15 protein-coding genes are annotated in these 13509 nt (G+C 39.0%); 9 read left to right on the top strand and 6 right to left on the bottom strand.

Features of this window, described 5'->3' with window-relative positions; genetic code table 11:
- Window positions 1–25: 25 nt before the first annotated feature.
- Both MHH33_RS15780 and MHH33_RS15775 read left to right on the top strand, forming a co-directional pair.
- On the top strand, window positions 26–1471 hold the full coding sequence (locus tag MHH33_RS15780) for a circularly permuted type 2 ATP-grasp protein (RefSeq protein WP_342542294.1): 1446 nt from the start codon (window positions 26–28) through the stop codon (window positions 1469–1471).
- Window positions 1471–3351: an alpha-E domain-containing protein gene (locus tag MHH33_RS15775; protein WP_016428474.1), complete on the top strand. Its 1881-nt coding sequence runs from the start codon at window positions 1471–1473 to the stop codon at window positions 3349–3351. Before MHH33_RS15780 ends, MHH33_RS15775 begins: the two co-directional genes overlap by 1 nt.
- Before the next feature lie 156 nt (window positions 3352–3507).
- On the opposite strand, the gene MHH33_RS15770 is transcribed toward MHH33_RS15775, so the two are convergent.
- On the bottom strand, window positions 3508–3945 hold the full coding sequence (locus MHH33_RS15770; RefSeq protein ID WP_342542293.1) for a YusW family protein: 438 nt from the start codon (window positions 3943–3945) through the stop codon (window positions 3508–3510).
- A gap of 167 nt (window positions 3946–4112) precedes the next feature.
- Between MHH33_RS15770 and ytxJ the strand changes: the two genes are divergently transcribed.
- The 6 genes from ytxJ to MHH33_RS15740 all read left to right on the top strand — a co-directional run bounded on the left by ytxJ (window position 4113) and on the right by MHH33_RS15740 (window position 8538).
- The gene (ytxJ, locus tag MHH33_RS15765) at window positions 4113–4451 is read left to right on the top strand and encodes a bacillithiol system redox-active protein YtxJ (RefSeq protein WP_016428472.1); all 339 of its coding nucleotides are present in this window, start codon (window positions 4113–4115) and stop codon (window positions 4449–4451) included.
- A 146-nt stretch (window positions 4452–4597) separates the two neighbouring features.
- Window positions 4598–5413, top strand: a complete 816-nt coding sequence (locus tag MHH33_RS15760) for an STAS domain-containing protein (RefSeq protein WP_342542292.1) — start codon at window positions 4598–4600, stop codon at window positions 5411–5413.
- A gap of 19 nt (window positions 5414–5432) precedes the next feature.
- On the top strand, window positions 5433–5945 hold the full coding sequence (locus tag MHH33_RS15755) for a GNAT family N-acetyltransferase (RefSeq protein WP_342542291.1): 513 nt from the start codon (window positions 5433–5435) through the stop codon (window positions 5943–5945).
- Window positions 5946–6039: 94 nt separating this feature from the next.
- The gene (locus MHH33_RS15750; protein ID WP_016428469.1) at window positions 6040–6414 is read left to right on the top strand and encodes a nucleotide excision repair endonuclease; all 375 of its coding nucleotides are present in this window, start codon (window positions 6040–6042) and stop codon (window positions 6412–6414) included.
- Window positions 6415–6697: 283 nt separating this feature from the next.
- Window positions 6698–7738 carry a hypothetical protein gene (locus tag MHH33_RS15745; protein ID WP_342542290.1) on the top strand — a complete coding sequence of 347 codons (1041 nt, stop codon included), beginning with the start codon at window positions 6698–6700 and terminating at the stop codon, window positions 7736–7738.
- A gap of 350 nt (window positions 7739–8088) precedes the next feature.
- Window positions 8089–8538, top strand: a complete 450-nt coding sequence (locus tag MHH33_RS15740) for a GNAT family N-acetyltransferase (protein WP_016428467.1) — start codon at window positions 8089–8091, stop codon at window positions 8536–8538.
- A 78-nt stretch (window positions 8539–8616) separates the two neighbouring features.
- On the opposite strand, the gene MHH33_RS15735 is transcribed toward MHH33_RS15740, so the two are convergent.
- The gene (locus tag MHH33_RS15735) at window positions 8617–9246 is read right to left on the bottom strand and encodes a hypothetical protein (protein WP_342542289.1); all 630 of its coding nucleotides are present in this window, start codon (window positions 9244–9246) and stop codon (window positions 8617–8619) included.
- Between the two features lie 249 nt (window positions 9247–9495).
- Between MHH33_RS15735 and MHH33_RS15730 the strand changes: the two genes are divergently transcribed.
- Window positions 9496–9906 carry a VOC family protein gene (locus MHH33_RS15730; protein WP_342542288.1) on the top strand — a complete coding sequence of 137 codons (411 nt, stop codon included), beginning with the start codon at window positions 9496–9498 and terminating at the stop codon, window positions 9904–9906.
- 116 nt (window positions 9907–10022) lie between these two features.
- Here the strand turns inward: MHH33_RS15730 and MHH33_RS15725 are convergent, their stop codons facing one another.
- The 4 genes from MHH33_RS15725 to MHH33_RS15710 form a co-directional block, all read right to left on the bottom strand.
- Window positions 10023–10322 carry a hypothetical protein gene (locus MHH33_RS15725; RefSeq protein WP_342542287.1) on the bottom strand — a complete coding sequence of 100 codons (300 nt, stop codon included), beginning with the start codon at window positions 10320–10322 and terminating at the stop codon, window positions 10023–10025.
- Window positions 10323–10444: 122 nt separating this feature from the next.
- The gene (locus MHH33_RS15720; RefSeq protein WP_342542286.1) at window positions 10445–11770 is read right to left on the bottom strand and encodes an aspartate aminotransferase family protein; all 1326 of its coding nucleotides are present in this window, start codon (window positions 11768–11770) and stop codon (window positions 10445–10447) included.
- A 54-nt stretch (window positions 11771–11824) separates the two neighbouring features.
- Complete coding sequence (locus MHH33_RS15715) at window positions 11825–12679, bottom strand: ABC transporter ATP-binding protein (protein WP_342542285.1); 855 nt, start codon at window positions 12677–12679, stop codon at window positions 11825–11827.
- Between the two features lies 1 nt (window position 12680).
- A complete protein-coding gene (locus MHH33_RS15710; RefSeq protein ID WP_016428461.1) occupies window positions 12681–13478 on the bottom strand; it encodes an ABC transporter permease in 798 nt (265 codons plus the stop codon).
- Window positions 13479–13509: the final 31 nt, after the last annotated feature.

Below are 13509 nucleotides of genomic sequence, written 5' to 3'. Positions count from 1 at the left end.
CTTCATATATAGAGAGGGTGTTTTCATGTTTACTACGTACAAAGTTAAGCCGTTTTTTGACGAAATGTTGAAGGCAAGCGGAAAACCGAAGGATCATTATCAAAAATTTTATGAAATGCTCCATAATTTTTCTGCTGATGAATTGAAAGAAAAACATGAAACAGCCCAATTATCGTTTTTGAGACAAGGCATTACTTTTACTGTCTATCATAATAATGTTGGAGCTGAACGCACAATGCCTTTTGATTTTGTGCCGATCATCATCCCTCCAGAAGATTGGGAAACAATTGAAAAAGGAATGGTACAACGTACAAATGCACTCAATTGCTTTTTGCACGATGTATACAATGAACAGCAAATCATTAAAGACGGGATTATCCCTAAGGAACTGGTTGTGGACAACCCTCATTATTACGTTAAACAAGTACAGGGAATAAAAATTCCATTGAATAATCATATATTTCTTGCCGGAATCGATTTAATCCGGGATGAAAATGGCAAATACTTAGTACTGGAAGACAATTTACGTAACCCTTCAGGCATTTCGTATGTTTACCAAAACCGCTATGTAATGCGTCAGGTATACCCTGAATTTTTTGCAAAACATTCCGTTCAGACTTTGGAGCATCAAGTGACTTATTTGCACGAAGCGATTATGGACCATGCTCCTGAAGGGGTAGACAATCCTCGAGCAGTTCTACTTACTCCAGGTATTTATAATTCGGCTTACTATGATCATGTGTTTCTGGCACAACAAATGGGTCTACATCTGGTTGAAGGCCGTGACTTATTCGTCTCCGGCAACATTGTTTATATGAAAACGATCCGTGGTCTTGAAAAAGTGGATATCATATATCGTCGAATTGATGACGACTTCCTGGACCCTCTGGCGTTCAGGGAAGATTCAACATTAGGCGTTGAAGGTTTGCTTGAGGCTTATCGTCAAGGAAATGTGGCAATTTTGAATGGAATTGGCAATGGAGTGGCGGATGATAAAGCGATGTATGTCTACGTGCCAGATATGATTCGTTACTACTTGAAAGAAGACCCAATTATTGATAATGTCATGACTTACCGTCTTGATCATGCCGAACAGCGAAACTGGGTACTGGAACGATTACACGAATTGGTAGTTAAAAACGTAGGGGCATCAGGAGGCTATGACATGCTGGTAGGGCCTCATGCAACCTCAGTGGAAATCGAGGAATTCCGTGAAAAAATTCTTGAAAACCCTCATCAATATATTGCACAACCGACGATAAAATTATCGAGAGCTCCTTCCTACCAAGGGGAAGAATTCTATCCTTGTCACGTGGATTTACGAGTGTTTGTCATGAGAGGAAAAGAAACACATGTATTCCCAGGGGGGCTTTCCCGAGTAGCATTGAAAAAAGGATCCCTTGTCGTGAATTCATCGCAAGGTGGTGGTGGTAAAGATACATGGGTTATGAAGTCTGGAGGGATGAGCTAATGTTAAGTCGTGTAGCAGATTCACTCTATTGGATGGCACGGAATATTGAACGTACAGAAACAAACGCGCGAATTTTGGACGTTCATTTAACACAGATGGTTGAGACTTCGAGTGAAGATTTGTTAGACGGTAAACACTGGCAAATAGTGTTTGAAGCGTGTTCAACTAAAGACGAACTAGATAAGCTAAAAAGTAGTGAAGATGTTCAAGATGAAGATTATATTCGTTATATAGCCTTCCATATAGATAATTTTAATTCAATATACAGTTGTGTTCGCGTAGCCCGGGAAAATGCACGAATCAGTAGGGATCACTTGCCGAATGAACTATTTGAAGTTCTAAATGATCTGTATCTGTTTACCATTCAAGCAGAACAGGAAAGTTTTTCGATTCATCACTTACGCACGTTTTTGCGTAAAGTGAAATTGACGTGCCTGACTGCCCAAGGGATTATTGAATCTGGTATGTCCCGCAGTGTCGCATATCGCATGATGAAAATCGGGAAGTGGTTGGAACGTGCAGAAAAAACGGCACGTATTTTAAACGTGGTATGTGAACAGACACGGGAAACCCAGTTGTTTTACAAAGGCGACGATTACTATGCATGGTTATCGGCACTTCGCATGTTGAATGGTTATGAAGCCTATTTGAAAGTAAATCGTCCCAAGATGGATCCGAAGACCATCTTAACTTTTTTAATTACTGATGAGTCGTTCCCACAGTCGATTCATTACAATATCAATCATGTAAGGGCAGCCATTGATATTTTGGAGAATGCAAAAGTTGCACATTATTCTTCCGAATTATATTACGCCCTTGAGAATGTGAAAAATGAATTTGATGAAATGTCAATTCAAGAGTTAAATTCTGATGATATGCTGGCCTTTTTAAACACGTTCCAAAACAAATGTAATGAAATTGGACAAATTTTCTCGAAGACTTATTATTTAATTGAACCAATTGGTACGCAACGACAAGTTCAATTTTTAGATTTTCCTCAACAACCGATTACAGAAAAAGCTTCCTCCATGAAATACAAAATTGAACATACCAACATTTTTGATTACGATTCATGGGTGGATCAAAGCATGAACTCAATCCGATTAAAGCCCCGTACGGATGAGTGTCAACGATTGCTGTCATATCGAACGGATATTAATCCGGTTGCTCTAACGAAAGAACATGTGGATATTTGGGGGAACAGTGTCGAATCATTTTTTATAGCGGATCATCATAAGCATCTGGAAGTTAAGGCAACTTCCATTGTTAGCATTCAAAAGAGTCCTTGGATTCACCGCATTGATTATTCACCGGAAATGTATGCGATTTTCCATTCCGATTTATTCAGCAGTCACTATTTAGCTTATTTAAGTAATACGGCATACACCTATTTAACTCCAGAACAAATGGAACAAGTCGATAAGGATACCGGACAGATGGCCAATCCTGTTCAATATGCAATTGATGTTATGGGTTATTTGTTCAATCGTTTTACGTATGACGGTTCCTCGACAAATGTTTCAACAAAAGCGTTGGAATCCTTTGATTTGAAGAAAGGTGTTTGCCAGGATATTTCTCACATCATGCTTGGTATACTTCGCGCTAAGCACATTCCGGCAAGGTACGTCAGCGGATATTTGTATGTCGGAGAAAATTCGGCATTAGTTGGGGACGCAGCAAGCCATGCATGGGTTGAAGTCATGGTACCCGGTATAGGCTGGGTAGGACTAGATCCAACAAATAATGTGGAAGCACTCGAAAACCATATTCGGGTTGGCGTGGGTCGTGATTACGGGGATGTCAGTCCGGTGCAAGGGGTTTACCGAGGTGGCAGCCACGAGCTTGATGTGAAAGTATCCGTCAGTTTAATCGATCAATAAAAAGAAGCCTTGACGACAAAATGTGCGTTAAGGCTTTTTTGTATTTTTTTCAGCCAGGGAACCGTGATTTAAAAGTAGTGTGTTTGTGCCGATGCCTCCAGAGAACTTCCATAATAAAAGCCAAGTAGCGAATCATGAATGCTACTTGGCTTTTGGCTATTTGTTATCTTTAAATTCTTGGTCGTCCCCGTCGGAAAATTCAACTTCCAAATCGAATTCCTTGTACTCTTCCACGCCAAAGGCCTTTGCCACTTTTTCAATGACTTCTTCTTTACTCATGTCTTTCGTAAGTGCAAGCTCTTTAAAGAGTGGTTCAAGCTTTTTATAAGCTTTATCTCCCGACAAATTTAACGATTCCAGCTTATTCAAGTACTCCGCTTCGGTCTCGGATACATCCACGTCAAACGAAACATCAATTGCGTCTTTCTGATCTGCCGTATCTATATTTAAATCAAAAGAACGGAATCCAAATTCACTTTCGGCTTGTTCCCCGGTAGGTCCATTTTTCACTTCCTCCTTTTCTCCGCATGCGCTTAACAGCAACGCAGTCGTTAATAGGAAGGGTCCATAAAAAGCATATTTTTTAGTCTTCATGATTTGTTCTCCTTTCAAATTGTTGTGTTGGTTTAGTTTTGTTTAGTACATTATGAGTATCCCTAAAGGATGAAAATTTTAAACTGTTTGTACGTAGGCAAGTTATGTGCAAATCGGTTTGAAATTCGAGATAATAGGAAATCTAACTATTGAAAGGATGATGATTGATGGCAACCTATACAGAAATTACAACAATTCCAGAGTGGGAAAATGTTCTTCAACAATCAAAAGAAAAGCCTGTCTTACTGTTCAAGCATAGTACTACGTGTCCTGTGAGTGCTGCTGCTTACCGCGAATTCACTTCATTTGAAACGGGTGTTGACGCTTACTTAGTGAAAGTCATTGAAAGTCGTCCAGTATCGAATGAAATCGAAAGTAATTTAGGTGTTCAGCATAAATCACCACAAATTTTCATCGTGTCGAATGAAGAGCCAGTCTGGCACGCTTCTCACTGGAACATTACCGAATCAAAAATTGGTCAGGCTATTCAAAGTACCCAAGGATAAGATAAAAAACGAAACCCACTTACTCGAGTGGGTTTTTACTCTTTAATTACTAAATTACTGAATATTCATGCTTTCCACTTATGTTTATAGTAATATTCTCTTACAGAGCAATAGTTAACAATAATAAACTGAGGATGTGCACAATTGTGGATGATATTTTAAAAGTAGGTAAATATTTGGTGGATCATGCAGAAGAAATTGTTACAGAAATGATAGATTCTGCACTTAAAAACGTGGAATTTGAAGTAACAGATGAAATGATTCAGCAATCAATCAAAATCAATGTCGAATTTTTGACGTTATTGGTTGATTCATTTGAAGATAGCAATGAAGTAGCTGCTGCGGAATTGGTCAAATGGAGTAAAAAGAACGGAGAACAACAAGCTGCTATGCTTTCTCAATTATCGACAATGATCAAACCTTATGCAAAAAATCGTTTGATGTACTTGGAAAACATTAATAGAATATCGATGGAGCATGATTTATCGACGGAAGATGTTTTGAAAATCAACAATCGTGTAAGCTATCTACTGGATGTCAGCATGATTGAAACGATTTTTGCATATGAGGCTTACCGTGATGACCAATTGAAAGATCGCCAAAAAGAAATCAACGAATTGTCTGCACCAATCGTACCAATCCAACATGGTATTGCTGTTTTACCTTTAATCGGTGTTATTGACTATTCACGAGTCCAGCATTTATTGAACAATGTTCTACCGACTATACCAACTCTAGACATCGATCATTTAATTATCGATTTTTCCGGTATCTTAACGATTGATTCAGAAGTCGCTCAACATATTTTCACTATTCATAATGTGTTGCAATTATTGGGCATTCACATCATGTTTACTGGAATTCGGCCGAACTTATCAATGGCAGTTGTTCAAGCAGGAATTGACTTTACTTCATTCAATACATATGGCAGTGTGAAGCAGGCAATTGAAAGCTTAAGATAAAGGTAGTGAGGTGAAATACATGGTGAAATTGGTAAAACCAAGTGTGGACTTGAAGCTGGCTTATATGTCTCACTATGAGGAATGGAAAGAAAGCGAAGAAGAAATGATTCCTTGGGTAATCGGTAAAGACCCCACAGATTTTGAAGGGATGGTTTCGTCTTTACTGGAAGCTGAAAAAGGGATTGGCTTACCCGAAGGATGGGTGCCTGATTCGACCTACTGGTTAATTGATGAAGAATACCGCATTCTAGGAGTGGTCAATATTCGACATTCGTTAACTAATCACTTGATGAACGCCGGAGGACATATTGGCTATGGTATTCGTCCATCTGAACGCCAAAAAGGATATGCAACAGAAATTCTGAGATTGGCTCTTGAAAAAACAAGAGAGCTTGGTATCAAGCGTGTATTAGTCGTATGTGACGCAATTAATATCGGCTCTGAAAAAACCATCCGTAAGAATGGTGGCGTCGAAGACAACGACTTTGTTGAAGATGATGGAAATGTGATTAAACGTTATTGGATTGGCTAAAACTTTCTCTATAGGTGAACTGTGTATAACTGATAGATTTTTAACGCTATTTGTGATAGCATTACACTCTAAAGAAGTGAGGACGTGACTGAATATGATTAAGATTGAAATGCCAAAACCAGACTTAACGATTGTTCAACGTGAACAAGACCGATCAAACGACGAGCCAGAAATTCCATCAATTTATGGTTTCATCGACTTCCATCAAATTGCACGAGACAAAGGCGGCATCATCATGTTTTACAATAAAGCAGATGAGCTTTTGTTCGTTGGGAAAGCACGTAAAGTAAGACAGCGTGTAAAAAAACATTTTGAAGATAATGTTTCACCACTTAAAGAGCACCGTGATGAAGTAGCGAAAATTAAGATTTTCTATGTTGATGATGCAATGGAACGTGAAATTTATGAGACGTATGCCATCAATAAATTTGTTGCGAAATACAATGTCGATAAAAAGTTTACACATTAATTATTGAAAGCTGTCCTGTAAAGGACGGCTTTTTTTATTGTTTAATATTTGATTTCGTATGCGGTTGTGAGACGTTTATTGTTAAATGCCTCATTTTAACTAATTAATTGATCCAATTTGATTGATAAATTTCTCCTCATACATGATTTTCTATTTGCAAAGTTTACCACTAGAGCAATTGATAGTTACTTTTAAAGTAATTATTTTTACTGTAAAAAGAAAAAACTATTGCATTGTAAAGTAATTTAAATTACTATTAAAAGTAACGAAGGGGGATTGAATAATGGACAATATTCGTTTAAATGTCGCTTTACTCAGAAGAAAAGTTCCAAATTTAACAACCGCAGCGAAATCAATTGGCATTCGGCCAGCAACTGTGTCTAATTTATGCACGGGAAAAATTGATTTAGGAAAAGCGGAGGTTCGCACTTTGGTTGGTCTTGCATCACTTGCTAATTGTTCAATAGACGAATTAATCATTCGAGGGGAGAAATTGAATATGATTGAAACGCAAATTAAGACTTTGGATTTCTTTGCACCGCTTGTAAAAGGCGGTACGACAGGTATAGTGGCTCGTCCAGGCATGGGGCAAGTGGTGATCCTGGCTGAATTGATGCATCGCTTTAAAGATAGCGACCTCACCACAGTCTTTTTACTGCCGAAAGGGAGTCATCCTGAACTTGAAGGGACAACTGAATTGGCTGATATCGTCACAACTACGATCAATGAAACATACTCGACTTTAACTTCACAAAATGGAGAAGTGATATTCATTACAGACAAGAGTTATATCGTGTCTGGTGAACTGTTGGACTTACAGGAAAAACTAGTTGCAGAACGCGTGCAAAATGTAACAACCATTCTTGTAGATTTATCTGGGGAAGTGGTGGATGAAGACATGCCATATGGTCCACTTGAAACGTTGTGGCAACTGGATGCGGATTTGGCAAGCCGTCACCAATACCCAGCTGTCCACCCGATTTATTCAACTTCCTCGATTTTGGAAGGGATTGATTTGGACCAACGTCATTTTAATTTGAGACAGCGTGCACAAAAATTGTTGCGTCGCTACCGTGAATTGCGATCAGTAGTAGCTGTGCATGGCAAGGAGAAAATTCCTGCAGCCGAGGTGGAAACATATCTACGGGGAGAACGGTTGGAAGCATATTTCACGCAACCATTTTTTGTAGCAGAATCTGTTACGGGCCAAAAAGGAAAGACTGTGGCATTGTCACAAACATTGCAAGACGTTGAAGCCATTTTAGATGGCAAGGCGGATCAACTTTCAATAGACGAGCTAAAATACAGTGGAAGTTTAACGTAATGAAAAAGAGTGGGAATTTCCCACTCTTTTTTTGTGTACATCTCAAGTGATTAAAGAATTGCTAGGTCGTCCGTGGAAAGAGAGCAGAGTCCATCTTTTATTTAAGCTGATTTTTATTAAGATTACTTCTGCACCTAGCGAGCCGCAAGAAAGAATATGGTCAAAGGTAGTTTGACCATATTCTTTGCTCAAGCGGAACATACATTCAGCCGAAATGTACGATAAACAATCCTCTTTATTAAAAATCAAAAGAAGTTAAAAGTGCCAAAAATAAAGGGAATGAGTCCGTGTTTAGCGAAATAGTATATAGTTAGAATAATTAAACTATTAACTAAAGGGGAGAAACTCAGATGACGTTCAAAGTTCAACGAATAGAAGATTTGAAGAAAGTAGACGTATCGCAGCTGGTAACAGAAAGTGAAGAAGAAGGTTACCGTTTCTTGACTCGTTTAGTACATGATTATGAAGATGGATCAAATACGTTCAACAAAGACGGGGAAGCGCTTTTCGGAGTGTGGGAAGGTCCCGATAAATTGGTGGCAATCGGCGGCATCAATCAAAATCCGTATACGGAAAACAAAGATGAAGCTCGCTTAAGGAGATTTTATACACTCGGAGTTGCCAGACGACAAGGGGTAGGCTCTCAATTACTCACCGAACTTGTGAACCATGCCAAAGGCAATTTTTCAAAAATCACATGTCGTACTGAATCTGCAAAAGCAGATGCTTTTTACCGGGCGAACGGATTTGAAGAAACTCATGATACGCCTGATACGACACACGTGATGAAACTCGGTTAACCATCACGTAAACCAGTATTTATTTGTGGAAAACAAAAACCTTTAAGAGGAACGGGATTGGCCGGCTCCTCTTAAAGGTTATTCAACGATTTCAAAGGTTTTTAGCATATGATGAAATCTTGCTCCATGTCCTTCAGCAGCTTCGAGGAAATAGTACTGCGTGATGACAAAACTTCCATCTTTCCCGTTACTGATGACGTAAGCATGAACGATTTTGCTGTTTGCTTCATTGCCTGCTGCACCATGTAACTCATATCCTTTTACAGGTTCCGTTACTTCTACAACATCCCGTAGCTCGGGAAAGTCTTTTTTTAGCACGGCTCCAAATTTAACAACAAGTTCTTCTGGTTTCTCATCGGGAACTTGCATGATGTCCATCGTCACTTCCGGATAATTTTCAGGCACTGGGTAAACAGGAGTAATGATATCTGATTCCTCACCGTGGGTCAGCTTGTAGCGTGTTTCATCTACATAAATCACATATTCCGAATGTTTCCCTTTATTTAACTGGACTTCAGTTTCTTCATCCTCTCCTTCAATGCTTTGAATTACTTCTTTCTCAGGGAGAAACATATCTTTAATTTCTTTCATAAACGCCGTTCCTTTATCCGTTTGCAAACTGAGTGCAATCAACAATGCGACAGTAAAAGTGATGAACAGTGGAATTGCCTTATTCCTCTTTTTCACTTTGCTCATTCTTCCTTTCATATTTTTAATACTACATTTGACTTTATTTTGGCAAAAAAGTTTTAATCTATAGAAAATATTTTTTTAAAAGGGGCTATGCTATAGAAAGCTGTTAAAATTGAATAAAAACCGAAGGAGTGCATTTGACCTTGCTTGCCGCAAGAACGTGAAGTTTGATGCCAACAAGTATGTGGTTTTCATACTTTTTGGCTCATGTGACTAGCGCAAGTGTGCGATTAACAATACCTATAAAAAATTGGAGTGATATTAATGGCAGGTGTAACAGGAATTGGTGGAGTGTTCTTTAAAAGCGAGGACCCAATAGCCTTGCGAAACTGGTATAAAGAAAAATTAGGAATAGATTCGGATGAATACGGCAAAGTGTTTCTTTGGAATTCTGTAAAGCAACCAGGTATAGGGAGGACGATATGGGCGCCGTTTAAAGAAGAGACGACTTATTTTGAACCATCACAGAAGCAGTTCATGATTAATTTCCGCGTAGATGATTTGGTTGAATTGGCTGAAGAACTTCAAACGAAAGGTGTCGAAATCCTAGCACCTATTTTGGAAGAAAGTTACGGGAAATTTGCACACATTTTAGATTTGGAAGGAAACAAAATCGAATTGTGGGAACCTATTGGTGAAAATATTTTAGATTTGGCGAATGAAGAGACAAGTTGAAAAATTAAACCTCGGCTATGCGATCTTTGGTAAATTTTCTTGTTATTGGTCACATTTGAGCGAAATGTATGCAGAACAAAAGAAAACTAGAATCATACGACAATAAGTCGCGTGTTCTAGTTTTTTTGTTGTTTTATGTTGAGATATATTCGAATGAGGGCGAAGAGTACCAACAGTCCTGAGCAAATCCATACAAAAAGCATGGAGAGACCCAAACCGATATTTGCATCGATTGCGGGATGAGATTGTTCATTAAACAGGGAATAAATGAATGGCCCGCTAATTCCTATAAATAAAGTGATGGCGACAAGCCATCTTTTTGGAGACATCAGGGTGCTGGAAAAGAGAATGGTACCCAGTATAAGGGGGATCAGCGTTTGTAATAATTGAATCATTGTTTGAATGGGATCGGTCATTACGAAGCTCTCCTTTCTTTAATCCATTATATGTTTGATATATCAATCTATGAAGGCGTTATTCAAAATAATAGAGAAAGAGGCTGACTCAATAGTGAGTCAGCCTCTAGTCATTTCATTCTCTATATACCCTCTAAACTCATTAATGTTTCTTCGTATTCCATTATAGCTTCATCGAGTAATTGAAGTCCTACATCAATTTGTTCTTTTGTGACGATTAACGGTGGGATCATTCGGATTACTTCACCGTGATTTCCGCATAGATAGAATAACACGCCTTTTTTAAGAGCCGCATCCAGAATTTTTAATAAGCCCGAACCATTGGGTTGACCCGTTTGTGGATTAATGATTTCAATTCCTATCATTAATCCTACAGCACGGATACTACCGATGACACGATGTCTTTTCTTCATTTCTTCAAGCTGTTGAACGGCATATGAACCCATCTGTTTTGTGTTTTCAAGGAGATTTTCTTCTTTTATTATGCTCAATGTCGTCAAAGCGACTGAACAAGCGATTGGATTTCCTCCAAATGTCGTCCCATGACTGCCGAGTGGCCATTGCTTCATTAATTCATTGGACGCAACGGTGGCACTAAGAGGTAAGCCAGATGCAATTCCTTTAGCAATCGCCATGATATCTGGGGTGACATCGAAAGTTTGTGCCGCAAACCATTCGCCTGTTCGACCAAATCCAGTTTGTACTTCATCAAAAATAAGCAATATCTGATGACGATCGCAAATTTCACGAACTTTTTTCAACCAGCCTTTTGGAGGGACAACATAACCACCTTCGCCGAGGACTGGCTCTAAAATAACGCAAGCTACTTCCTCTGGTGTTACTTGATGACTAAACAAAGTAGCAAAATCTCTTTCCAATTTCTCCATGACATAAGCTTCTGGATCTAAACCGGCCGGACATTCTTTCACGTTTGCGTAAGGTACTTGATATGTAAGTCCTGATGGCTGCATAAACTTACGGTATTTGCTTTTCGAGGTAGTAACACCTAACGCACCTAATGAACGCCCGTGGAAACCACCTGTGAATGAAACAACATACGGTCGTTTAGTCACATATTTTGCAAGTTTAAGTGCGCCTTCTACCGCTTCGGTACCGCTATTGGCGAAGAAAAAGCAATCTAGGTTACCAGGCATAATGTCGGCAAGTTCATCTGCCAGTCTTAAAATAGATTCATACATAATTACACCTGATGGGCCATGCATTAAACCATCTGCTGCGTCTTTGATAGATTGAACCACTTTAGGATGTCTGTGACCGACATTTGTTACAGCAATACCGGACGTGAAATCAAGATATTGCTTTCCGTCTACTCCGAAGTAATAACAACCTTCTTCTTTGATGACAGGAAGATTCGGATGATCTTTGGCCATGCTCGGAGCTAACCGATTTGGCATGTTTTTGACCAGATGGTCCCATTTATTTTCCATACAATTGACCTCCAAGATCATAGTGAGCATTATTTCGATTTAAGAAAACGGTTCTTACTTAATTGATTTCAGGCTTTCTTCCCGAATGAGAGACAATAGTTCTTCTTTGTAATGTCCGAATTCTGCCGTGTTTTTCATACTGAATTCCCGTGGTCTATCCAGCGTGATTGGAATTTTCTTTTTTAAACGTCCTGGCCTTGCGGTCATCACATATACAGAGTCAGCTAAAAAGATAGATTCATCGACATCATGTGTAATAAATAAAATCGTCTTTTTGGACTCATCCCATGCTTTTAGCAAAACTTCTTGCATGATGGTTCTTGTTTGTGCATCCAGTGCTCCAAATGGTTCGTCCATCAATAATATTTTTGGATCATTAGCCAAAGCTCGTGCAATGGCTACGCGTTGTTTCATACCTCCAGATAATTGAATAGGGTAATGCTTTTCAAAACCTTCCAGCCCAATTAACTGAAGGTAATGTCCAGCAAGATCATCCCGCTCTCTTTGGGAAACGCCTTTTAACTTTAAACCGAATGTGATGTTATCTTTGACATTTAACCACGGATAGAGAGTGTATGATTGGAAGACCATGCCACGATCCGGACCAGGACCGTTAATTTCTTGTCCATCAAGCAGGACCTGACCCGAAGTAGACACTTCCAAGCCTGCTACGATACGTAGTATGGTTGATTTCCCGCATCCTGAAGGTCCTAATATGGTGACGAATTCACCGTCTTCCACAGTAAAAGATGTCTTTTCAAGCGCTGTGGTTTCTCCAGATTTCGTTTTAAATATTTTACCTACATCTTTGATTTCCAATTTTGGTGTGATAATTCGTGGAGCTGTTTTCCCTTCACTTAATATATTGGGTGTTCCTATTGCGTTCACTTCTAGTTTTGGTGCGACCATCTTAATAACCGTCCTTTCTCATCCAGGAAAACGAAGCGCGGTAAATGGATTTGAACATGATATCTGTAATGAGTCCTAACAAACCGATAATTAAAATACCGACGATAATTTTTTCTGGTTGGAGGAAGCGGGAGGCTTGCATAATCATGTAGCCTAAGCCACTGGATGCTCCAACAATTTCTGCTACCACTAAATACGTCCAAGCCCAACCAAACGTAATACGAAGCGTATCTACGATTCCCGGTAATGAAGCGGGTAAAATTACTTTAGTGAAAATTTGAGCATTCTTGGCACCAAGTGTATAAGAAACATCGATTAAATCGTTTTGCACGTTTTTGGTAACATCCATAACCATGAGTGTAAGTTGGAAGAACGTTCCTAAGAAAATAACGGCCATTTTTTCGGATTCGCCAAGACCAATCCATAAAATTAATAAAGGAATAAATGCGGATGCAGGCATGTATCGAATAAACCCAATAATAGGTTCAAAAGCACCTTCCATAATTCTTAAGGATCCCATGAGTATTCCTAGAGGAATGCCAATTAATGCGGCGATAAGAAATCCTGTAAATACCCTCGAAAAACTGATGCCGATATCAGAGAAAATCTCTCCGCTCATAAACATTTCTGTTGCTGTAGCTAAGACTGCGGTTGGAGTGGGTAAGAACAAGGGATTTACGAACCCGCTATAACTTAGTAGCGACCAGATCCCTAGAACAAAAATAAATGTAATAAGACCAGCAGAAGTATAAATCTTTTTAGGTATCTCTTTATTTGGTGTAAACCATTTGGTTCCCATTTAGTACCCTCCATCTATGTATGTATTTTGG

The sequence above is a fragment of the Paenisporosarcina sp. FSL H8-0542 genome, assembly GCF_038632915.1.
Classification (GTDB): Bacteria; Bacillota; Bacilli; order Bacillales_A; family Planococcaceae; genus Paenisporosarcina.
Note: the sequence above shows the minus strand (reverse complement) of the source record. Positions and strands in the feature narration are given on the sequence as shown.

Bases quoted from the DNA above. Each gene is read 5' to 3' on its own strand.
- MHH33_RS15725 (WP_342542287.1), bottom strand. From the start codon at position 10,322: ATGACCGATCCCATTCAAACAATGATTCAATTATTACAAACGCTGATC.
- MHH33_RS15730 (WP_342542288.1), top strand. From the start codon at position 9,496: ATGGCAGGTGTAACAGGAATTGGTGGAGTGTTCTTTAAAAGCGAGGAC.
- MHH33_RS15750 (WP_016428469.1), top strand. From the start codon at position 6,040: ATGATTAAGATTGAAATGCCAAAACCAGACTTAACGATTGTTCAACGT.
- MHH33_RS15780 (WP_342542294.1), top strand. From the start codon at position 26: ATGTTTACTACGTACAAAGTTAAGCCGTTTTTTGACGAAATGTTGAAG.
- ytxJ (WP_016428472.1), top strand. From the start codon at position 4,113: ATGGCAACCTATACAGAAATTACAACAATTCCAGAGTGGGAAAATGTT.
- MHH33_RS15775 (WP_016428474.1), top strand. From the start codon at position 1,471: ATGTTAAGTCGTGTAGCAGATTCACTCTATTGGATGGCACGGAATATT.
- MHH33_RS15770 (WP_342542293.1), bottom strand. From the start codon at position 3,945: ATGAAGACTAAAAAATATGCTTTTTATGGACCCTTCCTATTAACGACT.
- MHH33_RS15710 (WP_016428461.1), bottom strand. From the start codon at position 13,478: ATGGGAACCAAATGGTTTACACCAAATAAAGAGATACCTAAAAAGATT.
- MHH33_RS15740 (WP_016428467.1), top strand. From the start codon at position 8,089: ATGACGTTCAAAGTTCAACGAATAGAAGATTTGAAGAAAGTAGACGTA.
- MHH33_RS15755 (WP_342542291.1), top strand. From the start codon at position 5,433: ATGGTGAAATTGGTAAAACCAAGTGTGGACTTGAAGCTGGCTTATATG.
- MHH33_RS15715 (WP_342542285.1), bottom strand. From the start codon at position 12,679: ATGGTCGCACCAAAACTAGAAGTGAACGCAATAGGAACACCCAATATA.
- MHH33_RS15720 (WP_342542286.1), bottom strand. From the start codon at position 11,770: ATGGAAAATAAATGGGACCATCTGGTCAAAAACATGCCAAATCGGTTA.
- MHH33_RS15745 (WP_342542290.1), top strand. From the start codon at position 6,698: ATGGACAATATTCGTTTAAATGTCGCTTTACTCAGAAGAAAAGTTCCA.
- MHH33_RS15735 (WP_342542289.1), bottom strand. From the start codon at position 9,246: ATGAAAGGAAGAATGAGCAAAGTGAAAAAGAGGAATAAGGCAATTCCA.